The sequence below is a fragment of the Planctomycetia bacterium genome (assembly GCA_015200345.1).
GTDB lineage: Bacteria > Planctomycetota > Phycisphaerae > UBA1845 > UTPLA1 > PLA3.
The window spans coordinates 1,358,942-1,379,282 of the sequence record CP054187.1 but is presented as its reverse complement, the minus strand read 5'-3'; the positions used below and the strand labels follow the sequence as shown (position 1 = coordinate 1,379,282).

8 protein-coding genes, 1 tRNA gene and 1 CRISPR repeat array (1 of these 10 only partly in view) are annotated in these 20,341 nt (G+C 61.3%); of the genes, 5 read left to right on the top strand and 4 right to left on the bottom strand.

All coding sequences use genetic code 11. The annotated features are described in order from the left end of the window. Positions 1-15: 15 nt before the first annotated feature. The 4 genes from HRU71_05735 to recA all read right to left on the bottom strand — a co-directional run bounded on the left by HRU71_05735 (position 16) and on the right by recA (position 4,587). Positions 16-969 carry a PhoH family protein gene (locus HRU71_05735; GenBank protein ID QOJ03015.1) on the bottom strand — a complete coding sequence of 318 codons (954 nt, stop codon included), beginning with the start codon at positions 967-969 and terminating at the stop codon, positions 16-18. Positions 970-995: 26 nt separating this feature from the next. After that, the gene (locus tag HRU71_05730) at positions 996-1,886 is read right to left on the bottom strand and encodes a phosphatidate cytidylyltransferase (protein ID QOJ03014.1); all 891 of its coding nucleotides are present in this window, start codon (positions 1,884-1,886) and stop codon (positions 996-998) included. Positions 1,887-1,910: 24 nt separating this feature from the next. Continuing rightward, entirely contained in the window at positions 1,911-3,251 is a 1,341-nt protein-coding gene (locus tag HRU71_05725; GenBank protein ID QOJ03013.1) for a hypothetical protein, read from the bottom strand. 115 nt (positions 3,252-3,366) lie between these two features. Next, positions 3,367-4,587, bottom strand: a complete 1,221-nt coding sequence (gene recA / locus HRU71_05720) for a recombinase RecA (protein QOJ03012.1) — start codon at positions 4,585-4,587, stop codon at positions 3,367-3,369. A gap of 624 nt (positions 4,588-5,211) precedes the next feature. On the opposite strand from recA, the gene HRU71_05715 reads away from it, so the two are divergent. The 5 genes from HRU71_05715 (at position 5,212) to HRU71_05695 (ending at position 9,705) form a co-directional block, all read left to right on the top strand. Next, a complete protein-coding gene (locus HRU71_05715) occupies positions 5,212-6,603 on the top strand; it encodes a hypothetical protein (protein QOJ03011.1) in 1,392 nt (463 codons plus the stop codon). Positions 6,604-6,912: 309 nt separating this feature from the next. Further along, complete coding sequence (locus tag HRU71_05710) at positions 6,913-8,019, top strand: NAD-binding protein (GenBank protein ID QOJ03010.1); 1,107 nt, start codon at positions 6,913-6,915, stop codon at positions 8,017-8,019. Beyond that, complete coding sequence (thiE, locus tag HRU71_05705) at positions 8,020-9,099, top strand: thiamine phosphate synthase (GenBank protein ID QOJ03009.1); 1,080 nt, start codon at positions 8,020-8,022, stop codon at positions 9,097-9,099. Between the two features lie 36 nt (positions 9,100-9,135). Then, positions 9,136-9,208 (top strand) — tRNA-Ala (locus tag HRU71_05700). Between the two features lie 116 nt (positions 9,209-9,324). Next, complete coding sequence (locus HRU71_05695; GenBank protein QOJ03008.1) at positions 9,325-9,705, top strand: hypothetical protein; 381 nt, start codon at positions 9,325-9,327, stop codon at positions 9,703-9,705. A gap of 6 nt (positions 9,706-9,711) precedes the next feature. Continuing rightward, a CRISPR array of direct repeats spans positions 9,712-20,341; the repeat unit is 36 nt; unit sequence GCTTCAATGGGGCCACGACCTTTCGGTCGTGGAAAT; it runs 3,277 nt beyond the window's last position.

Here is a 20,341-nt window from a genome sequence, read left to right as displayed (position 1 = left end):
ACCTGTTGTTGAGCGCTAACGCTTCTTCCGCGCCGCGCCGGGCGGCAGGTCGTTGTACGCCTGCACGATCCGCGTCACCAGTTTGTGCCGCACGATGTCCTCGTTTGTCAGGTGCACCACGCCGATGCCGTCTTTGCCCTCCAACCGGCGGATGGCATCGACCAGCCCGCTGTCGTAGCCCTCTTCAAGATCGGACTGGCTGGCGTCGCCGGTGACGATCATCTTGCTGTGATGGCCCATGCGCGTCAGGAACATCAGCATCTGCTGGGGCGTTGCATTTTGCGCTTCGTCGAGGATGATCGCCGCGTTGTTCAGCGTTCGCCCGCGCATAAACGCCAGCGGGATCACTTCGATCACGTCGTTCATCATGAACCGGCGGATCTGCTCGAAGTCCATCATGTCGTGCATGGCGTCGAACAGCGGCCGCAGGTACGGATTCACCTTCGCCTGCATGTCGCCCGGGAGGAAGCCGAGCTTCTCGCCGGCCTCGACGGCCGGTCGCGCGAGGACGATCCGCTTGATGCGATTGGCCTTCAGCAGGGCCAAGGCCATGGCGACGGCGAGATAGGTCTTGCCCGTGCCGGCGGGGCCAAAACATAGACAAAGATCGTTTTCTTCCACCGCTCGAATGTACGCCTCCTGGCCGGCCGTCTTGGGCCGCAGGAACCGTGCGTGCGCCATCAGGCTGTGCGGCCGATCGCGATGCTTCTCGGCGACGGCCAACTCGCCGATCACCTCTGCGGCGGATTCCCTGCCGAGGTGGCCGTGCTGGCGGAGGCGGGTCTGGAGGACTTCGATCACCGAGGCGGCTTTTGAGACGGATTCGGATTCGCCCGTGATTTTCAGCACGCTGTCGCGCGCAACGAGCTTCACGCCGAACGCATCGCGCACCGCGCGAAGATTGGCGTCGGCCGGGCCAAACAGCTCGCTTTGATCGACGGCTCCGTCGAGTGTGATGACCAGTTCCACGCGGGGGGCGACTCCTCCTGGGAGACCTATCTTAACAGCATCCAGCTGGCCGCGGGAGCCGACAGGATCAGCGAATCGATCAGGTCCAACACGCCGCCGAACGCGGGGATCGCGGTCGCAGAGTCCTTCGCCTGTGCATCACGCTTGATGAGCGATTCGAGCAGGTCGCCGGCCTGGCCCAGCAGGGCCAGGATCGCGCCGAACGCGACGATCGGGCCGATCTGGAGCGAGCCGTCGTCGGCCACGACAAACGGCCCGAGCGATTCGCGCACGAAATGGGCGATCAGAAACGCCGCGCCGATCGAGAACGCGATGCCGCCCAGCAAACCTTCATATGTCTTTTTGGGGCTAAGCCACGGGATCAGCTTTGTGCGGCCGATGGCCAGCCCGGTGAAATACGCGCCGATGTCACAGGCCTTGGCCGTGGCGACGAAAAAGACCAGCGGCCAGACCGAGCCGTCGGGCGATTCCACGCGCAGCCGCACGAGGAAGGCGGGAAAGAGGCCGAGATACAGCACGACGAACATCGTGGCGGCGAGATCGGCCGACGCCCGCTCGGTGCGGCGGCGATGGCCGATGAAGAGGAACGCACCGGCGAACGCGGCCACGAGCAGTCCGACCGTGAGCTGGTAATCGACGGTCGCGGGCGGGCTTTCCAGATTCAGCCAGCGGTTGTGCGCGGCAAACGGCGCGAGCGAGAGTGCCACACACATGGCAATTGGCCACGTGCGTCGGGGGGCCAGTCCCGCGCCGCGGAGCAGCGCAGTCAGTTCGATGCCGCCGGTGATCACAATTGCCGCGACGATGAGCGTGACGATGAGACCGTCGGCCCGCGGCAGGGCCGCCGCCGCGCTCAAACGGGCGTCGGCGATGAAGAGTCCGGCCAGGGCCGCGATGAGCAAAGCGCCGAAAAACAATCGGTGACGGAGCATTCGGGCAAGTTAGGGGGAAGCGGCGGGCTTGACCAGTCCGCGGGCCGTCAGCGCGTCCACGTTGAGCGAGACGGGCTTGCAGGCCGGGGCCGGCTTGCCCTCCCTCGCGAACGCGACGTGCAGGCGGCGGCGGTTTGGTTCGAAGACGACGCTGTGATGCGTTTCCAGGCGAGACCCGTCGCAGGCGACGCTGCGAAGCAGTTCCCACGCACGGGGCGGATCGACCGGGATGCCTCGTTGCGAGCAGACGACCAATTGATCGTAGAGCTTCTCGTAGCGATCGCAGGATGGCGGCGCGGCCCGCAGGCAGTAGTGGTTCGTGCAGATGAGAAATTCCTGTTTTGAGTACCTCTCCGTTCGCTGCGCCGGTTTGTCGGTGTAAGGCGGCGGCGGATCAATCAAAACCTTGCGCGCGTGACGCTTCATGGTGGCCTGGTTGGCTTCGCCGTCGCCCGGGGGGTACTCGTCCTGCCGCACCGTGACGCCCCGATCCATCGCGAGATTGCCGTCGTACTCGATCACCGCGAAGGGCTTGCCGCCTTCCGGCTTGTAAGGCCAGGCCACGGGGATGTTGTTCCCGACCAGGACGAGGCGCTTCTTAAAGACGATTGTAAACTTTTCAATCGCCGCGTCGGCGCCGGCCGCCTCCAATGCTTCGCGCAGGGCCATGGCTCGCGGCGTGAAGCCGAAGGGCATGGTCGGTCGCAGCGCGGGCACGTCGTGCAGGCTCCCGCAGACGCCCGCATCGTTCATCGCGGTGAGCGCGCCGGAAAAGCCCGGCCACGTGACCGAGACCCAGCCGCGCGATCGCGTCGAATCATCCGGCAGATGCGCGATGATCAGCTCTGTGCCGTGCAATGCCTTGATGCCGTGCCAGTCGAGATTGCGCCCGCAGATCGTGCCGCCGTCGCCGGTCAGGCTGCCCCAGGCGGCGAACGACGAACAGGCGAGGCGCGATAATTCGGGAATGCAGGCGACGGTGAACAAATCGTCATACGTGATTGCGCGATCGAGCGTCGCAATGCGGGCCGCGTCCCCCAGCCGCTTCTGGATGCCTTCGAGCATCCCGCGCACTTCGTCCTGATACCGCGGCAGCAGGCTCATCATCCGCAGGAACGCCTGCACGCGCTGCTCAAACTCCGCCGGGTCGGTCACCGTCTCGCGCAGATAACCGTCTAATAGCGAGACGATGTCCGGCGCGAGCAGATAGCCGTGCGCGAAGCCGCGCTCGTGCGGTTTGCCCCACAGCGTCAGCACCCGCGCGCCGTCAATCGTCTCCAGTTTGCCGCAAACTTCGACGGCATCGCGAACGTCGGCCTTTTTCGGTGCGTCGTCCGCCCGAACGGGCATGCCGAAGGCTAATGCGATGAACGCGCAAAGCGCCCACGATCTGATTCCGGCGTGTCGAGTCGAGTGTTGAATGGCCATACGCCTATTGTAGGCGAACTCGCACCGGCTGATCCTCCTATCGCGCCGACGCCGGCTTGCGAGCCGCTGCGCTGCCCGTTGCCACTGCCGTTCGCCCCTTCACCAGCGGGGCCGACTTGCTCACGGGCGCGGCCGCCCTGGATTTATCCGTGTTGTCTGATTCGGCCACCGACTTGTCCTTGGGGTCGGGTTTGACCGCGCCACCGCCCTTCGCCGCCGTGCCCGCCGCGTCTTTGCCGGTCGACTTGCTCGCCGCCAGCACGCCGCTGATTTCGAGAATCTTCATACGAATCTCCTCGAAGAGAGCCTTGTTGTCGTCGAGAAAGACCTTCGCGTTCTCGCGCCCCTGGCCGAGCTGCACGTCGCCGTAACGCAGCCACGCGCCCTGCTTCTCAATGATGTTCAGCTTCGTGCCGAGGTCGATCAGGTCCGACGAGCGACTGATGCCGCTGTCGAACATGATGTCGAACGTCGTCTCGCGGAAGGGCGGGGCAACCTTGTTCTTCACGACGCGGGCCTTGACCTGGCTGCCGGTCACCTTGTCGCCCTCCTTGATCGATGCGATCCGTCGCACGTCGATGCGAATGGAGGAGTAAAACTTCAGCGCTCGCCCGCCCGGCGTCGTCTCCGGGTTGCCGAACATCACACCGATCTTCTCGCGAATCTGGTTGATGAAAATGACGATGACGCGGCTCTTGGCGATGGCCGCCGTCAGTTTGCGCATGGCCTGGCTCATCAGCCGGGCCTGCACGCCGACGGTGGACTGGCCCATTTCACCCTCCAGCTCGCTCTTGGGGATCAGCGCCGCCACCGAGTCCACGACGATCACATCCACCGCATTGGACCGCACCAGCATGTCGGTGATCTCCAGCGCCTGCTCGCCGCAATCGGGCTGGCTCACCAGCAGTGTCTCCGGATTGACACCACAGCGCTTCATCCACGACGGGTCCAGCGCGTGCTCGGCATCGACGCAGGCCGCCACGCCCCCGGCCCGCTGCGCCGCCGCGATCACGTGCAACGCCAGCGTCGTCTTGCCGCTGGACTCCGGTCCGAAGATCTCCACGATCCGCCCGCGCGGCAGCCCGAACCCGCCCAGGCACAGGTCCAGTGACAGCGCTCCGGTGCTGATGCCGTCGCGGGCCGCGCTCAAATCGCTGTCCATCTGCATGATGGCGCCCTTGCCGTAGGCCTTCTCGATCTGCTGAAGCGCCCGGTCGAGGGCCTGCTGCCGCTTGCTGTCGGTCGTGGAAGGAATCATCGGTGGTTTCTCCGGTCAGGGGTCGATGCGGCGCGAGCCGCGTGGTCAGATTCTCGCATGCGCCGCGCGCCACGGCATCCATCGCCGAAGCATCGCGCGGCGGAGATATCATGGGCGCGCAGCGGGGCCTTGGCAAGGGGGATTTTCGGAAAAAGTTAGGTTCTGTTCGGAAGGCCGGATCGTGCCGTGTTTGCTCGCGTTTTCGCGCCTCTTGCCTGTCGTACGACTTGGGCCGCCTTGGCAATCCTGCATCGGGATGGCGGAGAAAGCATCGTCCACGAAGGTTGTCCAAGCGACTGCAAAAATGGGGATTCTTCCCTAGACGGGGTGCGAGCGAAGGCCGGCCCGGGGCGTATTCCGCGGCCGGTGTCAGGAACTGTCACCGGATCCCCATTAAGGATGGGAGTCGTTCGCATTCCCGGCAGGGATTTTCGTCGGTGCGCGGGGAGTGGATGGCCGATGTGGGCTTGCTTCGAGAAAGGCAGATGAGTAAATTCGCAGTGGGTTGACGGCCATCACGTTTGTAGTTTTCGCACCGATCCTTCATCCGTTTGGCAAGAGGTTGGATGTACCGCACGAGGCACGGGCCGGGTCGGCCAGACCCCTTCAACACAAGGTGACACCATGCAAGCACGATTCGTTACTGGGCTGCGAATGGTTTATGCAAACGTCTTGATCTTAGTCGCGTGCAACGCGGCGTGGGGGCAGAATCGCGCGACGCCGACCGCCGCGCCGCTCGATCCCGCCGTGATGAATCACTTGAAGGCCCAGGCGCGTCCGCATGAAGCGGTTCGCGAACAATTGTTGAGGAAGTTCAAGGATTTGCGCGTGGACCGGCAGTACCTCCAGGCAGCGCAGGTCCTGGAAGAGATTCGCAAGGAGCAGGATTTCACGCCGGCCCAGCCGCACCTCATGGACGGCGGGAAGCAGGAACTCGGCAAGATCGGCTCCCTCGGCAAGGCGACGATCATCGACGCCATCAACGACGACATGGCCGTCGTGACCACGTATTTCCAAGGACGGGAGTTCCTGGTGCTCGTGCGCGGTTTGGCCGGCGTGACGACGGTGTGCAACGATTGCCCGCTGGAGCTGCATTCGGTTCAGATCAAGGGAAATGAGAAATACGATCGTGTGATTGGCGAGCGCCGCGTGATCGGTTCCGGCGTACGGAAGGACAAAGTCACCCTGTCCCAGAAAGTGGAGAGCGAAGAGACGTCCAGCGAGGCGCAGGAGCGCATCGGCAGCCGCCAGGCCGGCGAGGTCGAACAGGAGGAGACCGAGCGCGTCTCGACCGAGAATGCCAAGAAGAAAAAGGGCCAGCAGAAGAGTGAAGCGGATCAGACGCACGAATTCGAGGAAGACCGCGTGGTCAAGCTCCTGGGGCCCAAGAAGGAACTGCTGTCCGTCGTGCCGATCGACTTGAGCGATGCCGTGCCGGCAGTCCGGCAATACTGGAACGACTATCGCGCCGCCGAGAAGAAGGCGACGGACACGGAAGCGTCACGCTTTTACAGGGAAATGGTTCAGATCAGCACCAAACTGCGGGACGGCAAGTGCGTGGTGAAGGCCAAGAACAAGACCGATTTCCTCATGCGGGATGTGAATGTGGAGTTGACCAGCAAACCGGCCCGTCTCAAGCCGGTTCCCCTGGCGATGTCCGACGTGGCGCCGGGGCGGGAACGGACCAAGACTTGTGATTGGAAGATCAAGGATGCCGAGCCGTCGGTGCGAATTGTCTCGCTCGCGGTTGAGCCGCCGCCGCCCTGCGCGGATTGCCAGGACACGCGCCTGCGCAAATGTCTGCATTGCCTGGGCACGACGAGCATCTCTTGTCAGGCATGCAAAGGCAGCGGGAAGCGCATCCACGTCAGGTCGAAAGGACCGAGCGGCGGCGCGACCACAGGCCATACGTCCGAACTGGTTGATTGCGATAAGTGCAATAACGGCCAAAAAACTTGTCCCGCCTGCAAGGGCCAGGGGCAAGTGATCTGTAAGAAATGCCAAAAGAAATCCTGACGCCATCGCCGGGCGCGGGAGCTTCCCCGTCGGCCTCTCCGCGCGCAGAAAAAATGCCGCCGGGTTCCCCTCCTGCCCCGACGGCTGTGCGGGTTGGTCCAAAAGGCTGTTCAGGGTGCAATCGCTTCGGCCATCGGCGATCCGCCGATTCGGAACGTGCTAGCTTAAGCCATTCATAACCTTAGCGTCAAGCGCCATCCTACGCCTCCGTCCCTGTGAATTGACCGTGACGCGAGGCCTATGGTAGCGTCAGGCCACCGCCCGGGAGCGCAGGGCCTCGGGTAAAGCCTTGAAGCGACCGGACCTCTGATGATCGATCGCGCCGTGGACCCGAACGACCTGTTAGCTGTTCGCTCTTTTCAAGTTCGCTCAACGCGGCGGAATCGGCTGCGCGCGCGGGTCTGGCGCGAATGGTGCTTTCTCAAGGCGACGATCGGGCACCTCGGGGTGCGGCTGGGGCTGATGGTCGCCATCGTCGTGATGGGCGGCGTGAGTTTCAAGCTGTTCGAGCCGGAGCGGCAGCATGGTTTCATCCGCGCGTGTTATTTCACCTGGGCGCTGGTCTTCGGCGAGTCGCCGGAGGAGTTCCCCGATCATTTGTTCCTGCAATCACTGTTCTTCATCGTGCCGGTGCTGGGGCTGACGGTCATCATCGAGGGAATTGTCGATTTGTCGCTGCTCGTGGGCGACCGGCGGCGATCCGAACGGAGGTGGTGCGCGATCATGGCGGCGGCCTACAAGAATCACATCGTGCTCGTCGGCTTCGGCAAGCTCGGCTTTCGGACCTACAAGCTCCTGCATCAACTCAACGAGTCGGTCGTCATCATCGAAAGCAACACCGGTTGTCAGTTCCTCGAAGAAGCGCGGCGCGACGGCGTGCCCGTGCTGATCGGCGATGCCCGGCGCGAATTGCTCCTTGCCGACGCCAACGTCGCACATGCCCGCAGCATCATCCTCGCGACCGACAACGATCTCGCCAATCTCGAAATCGCGCTGGACGCCCGCAAGATCAATCCGAGCATCCGCGTCGTTCTGCGCATGTTCGATCAGAACATGGCCGACAAGATCCGCGAGGGCTTCAATATTCCCATGGCCATGTCGCAATCCGCCATGTCGGCGCCGGCCTTCGCCACGGCGGCGATCGGCGCGGAGATCGAGAACAGCTTCGCCGTGGGCGACCAACTGGTGGTGATGCAGCGATGGAAGATTGACGCGGCCGGCGGGCTGGCGGGGCGGACGATCGGTCAGATCATCAGCACGCGCGGCGTGGGCGTGGTGGAGCATCGCCCGCGTGGCGGCGCGGCGAAGTTGTTCCCTCCGGTGGAGACGAAAGTCGAACCCGGCGATGAGCTGCTCGTGCAAGGCGTGTTTGAGATGTTGCACGAGGGGGCGACCGGGCGATTACAATCCCCCTGAATGGACGCCGCGATCCTGCGAATTCTGGATGCCAATCTCAACCGTGCCCGCGAGGGGTTGCGCGTGATGGAAGAGCACGCGCGGATGGTGCTGAACGACGCGCGGCTCACGGCCGAGATCAAGCAACTCCGCCACGAGCTCGCGGAGGTCGGCCGATTAATCGGATCGTCGCAATTGCTGGCGTCGCGCGACACGCCCGGCGATGTCGGCACGACGATCACCACCGCGAGCGAAGGCGTGCGTGACAGCGCCGAGGCCGTCGCGGCGGCGGCGTGCAAGCGCGCGGCGGAATCGCTCCGCTGCATGGAGGAATATGGCAAGACGCTCGCCGTGGACGTGGCGGCGCGCGTGGAGGCGATTCGCTATCGCGTTTACACGGCCGAGCAGTCGCTGCTTCTGACCGGCCCGCGCCGGCGAAAGCTTGCCGAGGCGAAATTGCACGTCCTCCTGACCGCGTCGCTGTGCCGTCGGCCGTGGCGCGACGTGGCGGTGGCCGTGCTCGAGGCCGGTGCGGGGGCGATTCAACTTCGCGAGAAGGCCATGCCCGATGCGGCGCTGCTTGAACGGGCGGTTGCGTTGCGCGAGCTGACGCAAGCGCGCGGCGCGTTGCTGATTATCAATGACCGGCCCGACATCGCGCGATTGTCCGGGGCCGACGGGGTACACCTCGGGCGGGACGATCTGCCGGTGCCGGCCGCGCGGGCCATCGCCGGGCCGACCGTGATGATTGGCGCGACGGCGCACGACGAGCGCGAAATCGCCGATGCGTTGACGGCCGGGGCAGACTACCTCGGCGTGGGGCCGATGTTCAGTTCGCCGACCAAGCCGGCCGTGTCTGTTAATGGACCGGGCTTGTTGAAGCGGTCACTGGAGATCGTTGGATCGGCGAGCGGGTCAAAAATGCCCGTCGTGGCAATCGGCGGCGTCAACGCAACCAACGCCGCGTCCCTGGCGGAATCGTGCCGCGGCGGCGGTCGGTTTAGCGTAGCGGTTTGCCAGGGTGCAATTGGTGCACCAGACCCGGCGGCGGCGGTTCGAGCGGTCTTGCACGCGCTGGGTGCGGACCGGCCGTCGGCTTGACAGATGGGCGTTTACGGAATAAATGGAAGACATCCCGGGGCCGTAGCTCAGTTGGGAGAGCGCTTGCATGGCATGCAAGAGGTCGAGAGTTCAAATCTCTTCGGCTCCAGTGATCGTAACTAACGCCGATTCCGCGATCTTGCGGAGACCCGCCTGCGGGCGGAGCGGCCGTAATCCGAGGCCTAAACGCGAGTAGTACTACTCGCGCCGCCAGGAGGACGGCCGATGCCCGTCGAGAAACCACCCCGCGTCCCCAAGCTCCGCACCCACAAAGCCACCGGCCAGGGCTACGTCGTGCTCAACGGCCGCGCGATCTACCTCGGCCGCACCGGCCTGCTCGTAACCGAGCGCCGCTACCACCAGGTGATCGCCGAGTGGTTGGCAGCCGGCCAGCAGCCTAAGTTCCAACTCTGCGACGTGACCGTCAAAGAACTGCTCGCGCGTTACTGGTGCCACGCGCGCGAGTACTACCGCGACGCCGCCGGCCGGCGCATGTCGCCAAGAACCGCCTCGGGCTGCCGGAGCAATTCCCGCAGGACTGCCGCATCTACACCGCCTTCGCCCGGGGCGACGAAGCCGCCGCCCGTGCGGCGGCCTGCGCTCTGATTTGCCGCTTCAATGGGGCCACGACCTTTCGGTCGTGGAAATTTCAGCGACGCGACTCGCTTATCGACGAGGACGGCGCTTCAATGGGGCCACGACCTTTCGGTCGTGGAAATCACTTCCCCCAGACCATTTCGCCATCCTCAACCTCGCTTCAATGGGGCCACGACCTTTCGGTCGTGGAAATCAACCCTTCTTTCGGCGTGCGCTTCGTGATCTGCCGGCTTCAATGGGGCCACGACCTTTCGGTCGTGGAAATGCGACAGTCCGAGGTGCTCGGCGTTCGCGCAGATCGTGCTTCAATGGGGCCACGACCTTTCGGTCGTGGAAATCGTACCATTGGTCACTATTCACTTTGTCTTTTAGAGCTTCAATGGGGCCACGACCTTTCGGTCGTGGAAATCTCGCCGCGGTGGACGCGGGCGGGCATATCCTCCGGCTTCAATGGGGCCACGACCTTTCGGTCGTGGAAATTTCGTGTCACGCCTGACGGCCCGCGCTTGCAAGCGGGAGCTTCAATGGGGCCACGACCTTTCGGTCGTGGAAATTGACCCCTCGTTTGGAGTCCGCTTCGTCATTTGCACGCTTCAATGGGGCCACGACCTTTCGGTCGTGGAAATCGCACTCTCGGCTAGCTCTTTGACGCCGGAGTTGGCGCTTCAATGGGGCCACGACCTTTCGGTCGTGGAAATGACCGGATCGGCGGACCGGGGCGCGCACCAGGACGGCGCTTCAATGGGGCCACGACCTTTCGGTCGTGGAAATTAAGGCAGGGTATCTCATACGTGCCAGGCCCGTCGCTTCAATGGGGCCACGACCTTTCGGTCGTGGAAATTCCCGTGTCAGGCGGATGACACGCTCGAGCGATGGACGCTTCAATGGGGCCACGACCTTTCGGTCGTGGAAATTCGCGCGAAACTTCTCACTCTGGTGCCGCCCGGGCTGGCTTCAATGGGGCCACGACCTTTCGGTCGTGGAAATCGCAATGCGGACCCTGATTTGTCGGCGTACATTGAGCTTCAATGGGGCCACGACCTTTCGGTCGTGGAAATCGCGCCGGTTTGGCTGAGCAGGATCGGGTTATGCGGCTTCAATGGGGCCACGACCTTTCGGTCGTGGAAATCGTTTCCAGGCCGTCGTCCATACGGTTGGTTCGGATATGCTTCAATGGGGCCACGACCTTTCGGTCGTGGAAATTATGCGCAAGCATACGCAGAACACCGGCGCACAGCGCTTCAATGGGGCCACGACCTTTCGGTCGTGGAAATGCGGGCCTCGCCGCCTGCGGGACAGAGCAGATAGCAGCTTCAATGGGGCCACGACCTTTCGGTCGTGGAAATGGCCTGCAAAAGACGCAAGCTCTGGGAAAATTGACGGCTTCAATGGGGCCACGACCTTTCGGTCGTGGAAATGGCGGCGAGGCGGTCATGGCGTCGGGATATCGGATGGCTTCAATGGGGCCACGACCTTTCGGTCGTGGAAATAGGCGGGCTAGTGCGAGCGCGAACCGGAGGGCGTGCGCTTCAATGGGGCCACGACCTTTCGGTCGTGGAAATCGCGGGCATCGCCGACCTGGAAGCCGAAGCCGCGGAGCTTCAATGGGGCCACGACCTTTCGGTCGTGGAAATATGCAAACCGCCAGCCACTCTGGAGGCATCAGATCGAGCTTCAATGGGGCCACGACCTTTCGGTCGTGGAAATATGAAACCCCCACCCTGCCCCGTTGACCCGATGCAGCTTCAATGGGGCCACGACCTTTCGGTCGTGGAAATGCATGGCACATGCTCATTCGCCTGTCCGCCGCGCTTGCTTCAATGGGGCCACGACCTTTCGGTCGTGGAAATATTACCTAACGGTCCAATCAACCTTGCTATTGAAGCTTCAATGGGGCCACGACCTTTCGGTCGTGGAAATATCAACGGCACCGCCGCTGATCTCGCAGCGCGGTAGCTTCAATGGGGCCACGACCTTTCGGTCGTGGAAATGCTGGCGACGAAAAAGTCGCCGCCGACAGACAGACTAGCTTCAATGGGGCCACGACCTTTCGGTCGTGGAAATAAACGGTGTGCACACTGGTCACTTCCTCACTTGAGGCTTCAATGGGGCCACGACCTTTCGGTCGTGGAAATAGCGGCACGCCTGACGGCCCGCGCTTGAGCGGGAGGCTTCAATGGGGCCACGACCTTTCGGTCGTGGAAATCGGCCTGGCTGCGCCTGCGGCGCTGCACCTACATCGGCTTCAATGGGGCCACGACCTTTCGGTCGTGGAAATGGGGATGTCTCGAGCATGAACGTATCGCCAGTTGCCCCGCTTCAATGGGGCCACGACCTTTCGGTCGTGGAAATGCGTTTCCAGACCGACGTATATACTCGTGGTTCGGAGCTTCAATGGGGCCACGACCTTTCGGTCGTGGAAATGATTTCTGATATGGGCACTGGCTTGAACGGGAACGGCTTCAATGGGGCCACGACCTTTCGGTCGTGGAAATGTTCGGCCACAAAACAGGCAGACGCATAAGGATCGGCTTCAATGGGGCCACGACCTTTCGGTCGTGGAAATGCAGGCTTCATAAATCGACATCCGTCGGCGCTGCTGCTTCAATGGGGCCACGACCTTTCGGTCGTGGAAATATTTTGGCCCGTGCTTCTTTGTCATCGGCAGCGGTGCTTCAATGGGGCCACGACCTTTCGGTCGTGGAAATGTCTGCGACAGGCCCAAGTGCTCGTGGTTCGAGCAGCTTCAATGGGGCCACGACCTTTCGGTCGTGGAAATCAAAAACCCTTCGCAGCGAAGTTCTCTGGATGAAGCTTCAATGGGGCCACGACCTTTCGGTCGTGGAAATACGCCGGAGCTGGTAAATCGCGTCAATGAGGCGTAGCTTCAATGGGGCCACGACCTTTCGGTCGTGGAAATGCTGTAGAAAATGTACACCACGCCACGCGCCGTGTGCTTCAATGGGGCCACGACCTTTCGGTCGTGGAAATAACGGAACCGGCACCAGTGTGACCATTACCGGCTTGCTTCAATGGGGCCACGACCTTTCGGTCGTGGAAATATCTGAAACCTTTGTGAATCTCGCAAAGGGCGGTCTCGCTTCAATGGGGCCACGACCTTTCGGTCGTGGAAATCCGGCAAATCGCCGCCGTTGTGAGTGACACGTTGACGGGCTTCAATGGGGCCACGACCTTTCGGTCGTGGAAATTTCGTGGTTCGCGCAAATCACGAACCGGACGCCAAGCTTCAATGGGGCCACGACCTTTCGGTCGTGGAAATGGAAAGGGAGACAGAGATGGATCCGTTCGTTTTCTCGCTTCAATGGGGCCACGACCTTTCGGTCGTGGAAATCCGGCGGCGAATCACCGACCCGGCGACAGTGCAGGCGCTTCAATGGGGCCACGACCTTTCGGTCGTGGAAATGGTTCTTCTGGCCGCCGAACCAAATGTCCTGCCCGCCGCTTCAATGGGGCCACGACCTTTCGGTCGTGGAAATGCCGACGCTGCTGGACGGAGCCGGCCGCGTGCTGGAACTGCTTCAATGGGGCCACGACCTTTCGGTCGTGGAAATGTCCATCGCATTCGGTCGGCTCGGCGGCCACGCACGCGCTTCAATGGGGCCACGACCTTTCGGTCGTGGAAATGAGAAATGGAGACTACAAATGTCAAAATATGCTGTCGCTTCAATGGGGCCACGACCTTTCGGTCGTGAAATCCCAACCAGCTAGCAATGTCGCCATTTGTGGCAATCGCTTCAATGGGGCCACGACCTTTCGGTCGTGGAAATCACCGGCGCGCTGCGGCGGACCGGACGGCGAAAAAGCTTCAATGGGGCCACGACCTTTCGGTCGTGGAAATGAGGCGGAGCCGAGCCTGCTGTCTCGCGCTGAAATCGCTTCAATGGGGCCACGACCTTTCGGTCGTGGAAATCGCTCGAGCGCGCCTGACGGCTCGCGCTTGCGAGAGGCTTCAATGGGGCCACGACCTTTCGGTCGTGGAAATGTATGCAGCGGGCGCGCGGAATCACGACACTTGACAGCTTCAATGGGGCCACGACCTTTCGGTCGTGGAAATCTATCAGCGCGTGCCCGCGGTGGTGGAGTTGTTCGCGCTTCAATGGGGCCACGACCTTTCGGTCGTGGAAATTGTCATATCTTGTCCCAGCACGAACACAGATGTCTTGGCTTCAATGGGGCCACGACCTTTCGGTCGTGGAAATGAGTTAAAAGGTATGCGTATTAATCCACACACTAGGCTTCAATGGGGCCACGACCTTTCGGTCGTGGAAATACGTATGCCGCCACGCCGAAGTCTCGCAGGTCCGCGCTTCAATGGGGCCACGACCTTTCGGTCGTGGAAATTCGAGAGTTCTCGGAGAAAGTGAGCACGGAGCATGGCTTCAATGGGGCCACGACCTTTCGGTCGTGGAAATGCTCGCGCTTGTGCGAGAGAAACGGAGACAAGATATGGCTTCAATGGGGCCACGACCTTTCGGTCGTGGAAATTCGGCGCGGTGGCCGAGGGCGAAACCTCCGGATCGAAGGCTTCAATGGGGCCACGACCTTTCGGTCGTGGAAATCCGCGGATGGACTAACCATGGATTGAGCGCATGGGGTGCTTCAATGGGGCCACGACCTTTCGGTCGTGGAAATCCGTGTGTATGTATGTAATATAGCATAGAATATATAGCTTCAATGGGGCCACGACCTTTCGGTCGTGGAAATTCGTATACGTCCCGCCCGTGATCTTCGCGCCGCCCCCGCTTCAATGGGGCCACGACCTTTCGGTCGTGGAAATCGGAACACGAACCGCGGCAGGCTCGCGATGGTCTGCGCTTCAATGGGGCCACGACCTTTCGGTCGTGGAAATACAAGCGCACGCACACCTTCGATCGCCGCATCGGCGCTTCAATGGGGCCACGACCTTTCGGTCGTGGAAATCATGAGAGGCCACCGTCATTAAGCCCTTTGTCTTAGCTTCAATGGGGCCACGACCTTTCGGTCGTGGAAATGGCGATGGGCCGCCGAAGCGGCGCTGGAGCGCGGCGCTTCAATGGGGCCACGACCTTTCGGTCGTGGAAATAGCGCACCGCCGACTCGGTCCGCATGTTCAAGTGGCTTCAATGGGGCCACGACCTTTCGGTCGTGGAAATTAAGCCAAACGCGCGAGCCGCGAACACGGCACGCGCGGCTTCAATGGGGCCACGACCTTTCGGTCGTGGAAATTCCACGGCTGGTACGGCCTGTCGGCTGAGCGGCTGGACGCTTCAATGGGGCCACGACCTTTCGGTCGTGGAAATCGGAAAGGATTGAGAATATGGACCCGTTCGTTTTGCTTCAATGGGGCCACGACCTTTCGGTCGTGGAAATGTCCGAGCCGCCGGTCCGAGCCGCCGGTCCGCCGATCCGCTTCAATGGGGCCACGACCTTTCGGTCGTGGAAATCTGGTGACACAGGAGATCGCGCTGGAAATCGCCAAGCTTCAATGGGGCCACGACCTTTCGGTCGTGGAAATTCGGCATCGTCCGGGTGGGGCACCCCCGTTGGCGTTAGCTTCAATGGGGCCACGACCTTTCGGTCGTGGAAATAGCGCAGCAGGAGGTGGAATTGCCGCCAAAGCTGGAGCTTCAATGGGGCCACGACCTTTCGGTCGTGGAAATGAAGAGAAGATTTCGCCGCAGATGGCGGTTGTTTTGCTTCAATGGGGCCACGACCTTTCGGTCGTGGAAATGCCGGCATCGCCGACCTTGAGCGCGAAGCCGACGAGCTTCAATGGGGCCACGACCTTTCGGTCGTGGAAATGAGCGCGGCGCGAAGGCAAAACGCCCTCTAAAGAAGCTTCAATGGGGCCACGACCTTTCGGTCGTGGAAATCAGAGCGTGGATTTAGTTGCATGCGCGCGACCGGCTTGCTTCAATGGGGCCACGACCTTTCGGTCGTGGAAATTGGTGCTGACTTCGGCTTTTGGGCCTGCAGCTAGTGGCTTCAATGGGGCCACGACCTTTCGGTCGTGGAAATGGGCATACCGGCGAGCATGACGTCCGGCGCCGGGATCGGCTTCAATGGGGCCACGACCTTTCGGTCGTGGAAATGCGTGGACACTAGACGCCTTGGTCGACGCGCTAAATGCTTCAATGGGGCCACGACCTTTCGGTCGTGGAAATCCTGCTTATCCAGTTTTGGAGGAAGCTTTGCCTCCTCGCTTCAATGGGGCCACGACCTTTCGGTCGTGGAAATCTGGCCGGCCATGCCTTCGTGGAGCAGTCCGAACGGCTTCAATGGGGCCACGACCTTTCGGTCGTGGAAATTCACGGCACGCCCAACGGCCCGCGCTTGTGCGGGAGCTTCAATGGGGCCACGACCTTTCGGTCGTGGAAATCTTGTGGCACGCTTGCTGTATGGTCATATTTTTCAGCTTCAATGGGGCCACGACCTTTCGGTCGTGGAAATTGCCGCGTACCGGCGAATCTGCGACGTGGAAACCAAAGCTTCAATGGGGCCACGACCTTTCGGTCGTGGAAATGCGAATTGAGCGTGCTCGCCCCCCGCCCAATTGTGGCTTCAATGGGGCCACGACCTTTCGGTCGTGGAAATACCACGGCCTTAGTCTGTGGAGTAAGGCGCCTAATGCTTCAATGGGGCCACGACCTTTCGGTCGTGGAAATGCGACTGTAAGTTGTTGGGCATGCGATAAAAACGTAGCTTCAATGGGGCCACGACCTTTCGGTCGTGGAAATCCAACTCACGCTATGTACCGGACGTGGGGTGTTGATGGCTTCAATGGGGCCACGACCTTTCGGTCGTGGAAATCGTGACGCCCGCCTTCCCAGTTGGCGAAGTAGGGGTCGCTTCAATGGGGCCACGACCTTTCGGTCGTGGAAATTTCGGCGTCTCCGCCTAGCGCGGCCAATTCGTTAGCGCTTCAATGGGGCCACGACCTTTCGGTCGTGGAAATTGCCTGACGAAGGCAATACTACTTCCAGCAAGAAGCTTCAATGGGGCCACGACCTTTCGGTCGTGGAAATCGGCGTAGAGCGCTGACAGCGGCGCGCCTTCGCTTCCGCTTCAATGGGGCCACGACCTTTCGGTCGTGGAAATTAGCCCTTCCAGCCCCCTTTTCTCGTAACGTAAAAGCTTCAATGGGGCCACGACCTTTCGGTCGTGGAAATTTCATGTCCGCGTTCGGTTCGCTGTGAACCAGCCGGTGCTTCAATGGGGCCACGACCTTTCGGTCGTGGAAATTGCTGTGGAACGGCACGGGCACGCTGGCGCTGCTGGCTTCAATGGGGCCACGACCTTTCGGTCGTGGAAATATATATGGTCCGACGAGGACGCCGCACGCAGTTGGGCTTCAATGGGGCCACGACCTTTCGGTCGTGGAAATTTGACGTGGTGACGCTGACTGCCAAGAAGCTGGCAGGCTTCAATGGGGCCACGACCTTTCGGTCGTGGAAATCGCAGGGCGTTCGCCTGGGCCGTCGTGCGTGAGTAGGCTTCAATGGGGCCACGACCTTTCGGTCGTGGAAATCAGCAACCGCTCCCAGTTGTGCGTCGCGCCGGTGCGCTTCAATGGGGCCACGACCTTTCGGTCGTGGAAATGGCGATGCCCGCGCTGATGGCCGCGGACGCGCGGTCGAGCTTCAATGGGGCCACGACCTTTCGGTCGTGGAAATCGTGAACGCGGCACAAGGAAAGGGTAGACAAAATGTGCTTCAATGGGGCCACGACCTTTCGGTCGTGGAAATGAGGCTTCCGATTTGGATGAGGGTGGCGAGTTAACCGCTTCAATGGGGCCACGACCTTTCGGTCGTGGAAATCAGACCGTATCCGCGGTCTGGCCGACGGATTCAAGCCGCTTCAATGGGGCCACGACCTTTCGGTCGTGGAAATGTCGTTTTCCGCGCCTTGCGTTTTGAAGTCCACGAGCTTCAATGGGGCCACGACCTTTCGGTCGTGGAAATACCACGCTGACCACCGGGGCGGCTCTGGGTCGTCGCCGCTTCAATGGGGCCACGACCTTTCGGTCGTGGAAATAAATCCAAAATCCGCAGCATCGCCAGGATGAGCACCGCTTCAATGGGGCCACGACCTTTCGGTCGTGGAAATGGCACGCGCGGATGCACGGCTCGCACGGTGCGTCCAGCTTCAATGGGGCCACGACCTTTCGGTCGTGGAAATTGAAGGCGGTGTGTTCGCTTGTTTTGCTGGCTCTGGCTTCAATGGGGCCACGACCTTTCGGTCGTGGAAATAGCGAATCTCGGAGATCGCTGAGCTGGCGGCAAGCGGGCTTCAATGGGGCCACGACCTTTCGGTCGTGGAAATGGGGTAAAGCGCTCGAATCAGCAGCGCCTTCTAGTGTGCTTCAATGGGGCCACGACCTTTCGGTCGTGGAAATCAACGCGCCTGAACGAAGCGCGGGCAGATGGCCTCGCTTCAATGGGGCCACGACCTTTCGGTCGTGGAAATTCCCGCGCTTGCGGGAGAAAGAGAGAGAGACAAATGGAGCTTCAATGGGGCCACGACCTTTCGGTCGTGGAAATCTGGCTATGGAGGATGCCAAGTTGCCGGTCGAACTGCTTCAATGGGGCCACGACCTTTCGGTCGTGGAAATGCGGTGGAAAGTTTTCGCCTCGAGGACGACGGCCCAGCTTCAATGGGGCCACGACCTTTCGGTCGTGGAAATCGTTGCCCCCCCGCCGTCGGACGCCATGCTCGCCGGCTTCAATGGGGCCACGACCTTTCGGTCGTGGAAATCCAGCGCCGCCGCGGCAAGCAAAAACAAAGCAGCGGCTTCAATGGGGCCACGACCTTTCGGTCGTGGAAATCCACCGCCGCCACCCGGCGCGAACGGGCTTTTCCTGCTTCAATGGGGCCACGACCTTTCGGTCGTGGAAATTACGTCAGGCCGGTTCCCCATGTGTCGGTCCAGGCCGCTTCAATGGGGCCACGACCTTTCGGTCGTGGAAATGAGGCAGATGTTTGCCCGCAAGCTGCAAGAATTGTTGCTTCAATGGGGCCACGACCTTTCGGTCGTGGAAATCGGAATCTCTGAATCCGAGGCCCCGCGCCTGCTGCGCGCTTCAATGGGGCCACGACCTTTCGGTCGTGGAAATGGGCAAGGCCCCGAACAGTGCTGCACCGTCTAGTGTGCTTCAATGGGGCCACGACCTTTCGGTCGTGGAAATATAGCAGAAAAGGAGAGATCGAAAAATGGCTAATTTGCTTCAATGGGGCCACGACCTTTCGGTCGTGGAAATCAAACGTCCGCACAGTATGCACACTAGTGTTGGCGCGCTTCAATGGGGCCACGACCTTTCGGTCGTGGAAATATGGCCGACAAAAAGACGCGCGGCGTGGTGTGGCGACGCTTCAATGGGGCCACGACCTTTCGGTCGTGGAAATTAACCATCCTCTACCGATTGGTAGGCTGGTTGGAAGCTTCAATGGGGCCACGACCTTTCGGTCGTGGAAATGCCCGCTGCCACAACGGCGGCCCGTCGCCGAACGCGCTTCAATGGGGCCACGACCTTTCGGTCGTGGAAATCTCGGAGGCGATCCGAGGCGCGGGCACGGTTGATGTGCTTCAATGGGGCCACGACCTTTCGGTCGTGGAAATTACGAAAACCGGGAGGAGGCGAAGGAAGGCTCGCCGCGCTTCAATGGGGCCACGACCTTTCGGTCGTGGAAATTCATGTACTGAAACTCATTCGCGCGAGGCATGTCCTGCTTCAATGGGGCCACGACCTTTCGGTCGTGGAAATAAAGGATGAGAGTATGAGTGACACGTTAATGACAGCGCTTCAATGGGGCCACGACCTTTCGGTCGTGGAAATAACCAAACTACCCACTGCGCGCTCAATTCGGAACAGGCTTCAATGGGGCCACGACCTTTCGGTCGTGGAAATGCCTGCTTGCGTGCGTCAAGCGGCTGTGCCGTCGCGCTTCAATGGGGCCACGACCTTTCGGTCGTGGAAATAAAGGATACCGCCGCGCGCGAGAGCAGCCGTCTTACGCTTCAATGGGGCCACGACCTTTCGGTCGTGGAAATGAGAGAATGGAGACAACTATGTACACTCGAATCGGCTTCAATGGGGCCACGACCTTTCGGTCGTGGAAATCGGCGTACCGGCGCAGCTGCGTGGCGTCAACGAGAGCTTCAATGGGGCCACGACCTTTCGGTCGTGGAAATCCGTCTTGATCTGGAACAGTATTCGGCGGCATTTCGGCTTCAATGGGGCCACGACCTTTCGGTCGTGGAAATGCCGGAGCCGCCGCCGTATCCGCCCGGCGCGGAAAAGCTTCAATGGGGCCACGACCTTTCGGTCGTGGAAATGCGAATTGCTCGTGGATGCCCCCCGCCCAATTGGCGCTTCAATGGGGCCACGACCTTTCGGTCGTGGAAATAAGGGCCAGACAACTGTCGACGATTCGGGCGAAGAGCTTCAATGGGGCCACGACCTTTCGGTCGTGGAAATCTCCGCGCTCCGGCAGTTTGAAGTTCGGGTTCCGCTGCTTCAATGGGGCCACGACCTTTCGGTCGTGGAAATCTATTCACGCGGTCTATGCCGACACGCTTGCTTTCGTGCTTCAATGGGGCCACGACCTTTCGGTCGTGGAAATCGCGGGCATCGCCGAGCTGGAGGCC

Bases quoted from the DNA above. Each gene is read 5' to 3' on its own strand.
- HRU71_05725 (QOJ03013.1), bottom strand. From the start codon at position 3,251: ATGCCCGTTCGGGCGGACGACGCACCGAAAAAGGCCGACGTTCGCGAT.
- recA (QOJ03012.1), bottom strand. From the start codon at position 4,587: ATGATTCCTTCCACGACCGACAGCAAGCGGCAGCAGGCCCTCGACCGG.
- HRU71_05715 (QOJ03011.1), top strand. From the start codon at position 5,212: ATGCAAGCACGATTCGTTACTGGGCTGCGAATGGTTTATGCAAACGTC.
- HRU71_05710 (QOJ03010.1), top strand. From the start codon at position 6,913: ATGATCGATCGCGCCGTGGACCCGAACGACCTGTTAGCTGTTCGCTCT.
- thiE (QOJ03009.1), top strand. From the start codon at position 8,020: ATGGACGCCGCGATCCTGCGAATTCTGGATGCCAATCTCAACCGTGCC.
- HRU71_05695 (QOJ03008.1), top strand. From the start codon at position 9,325: ATGCCCGTCGAGAAACCACCCCGCGTCCCCAAGCTCCGCACCCACAAA.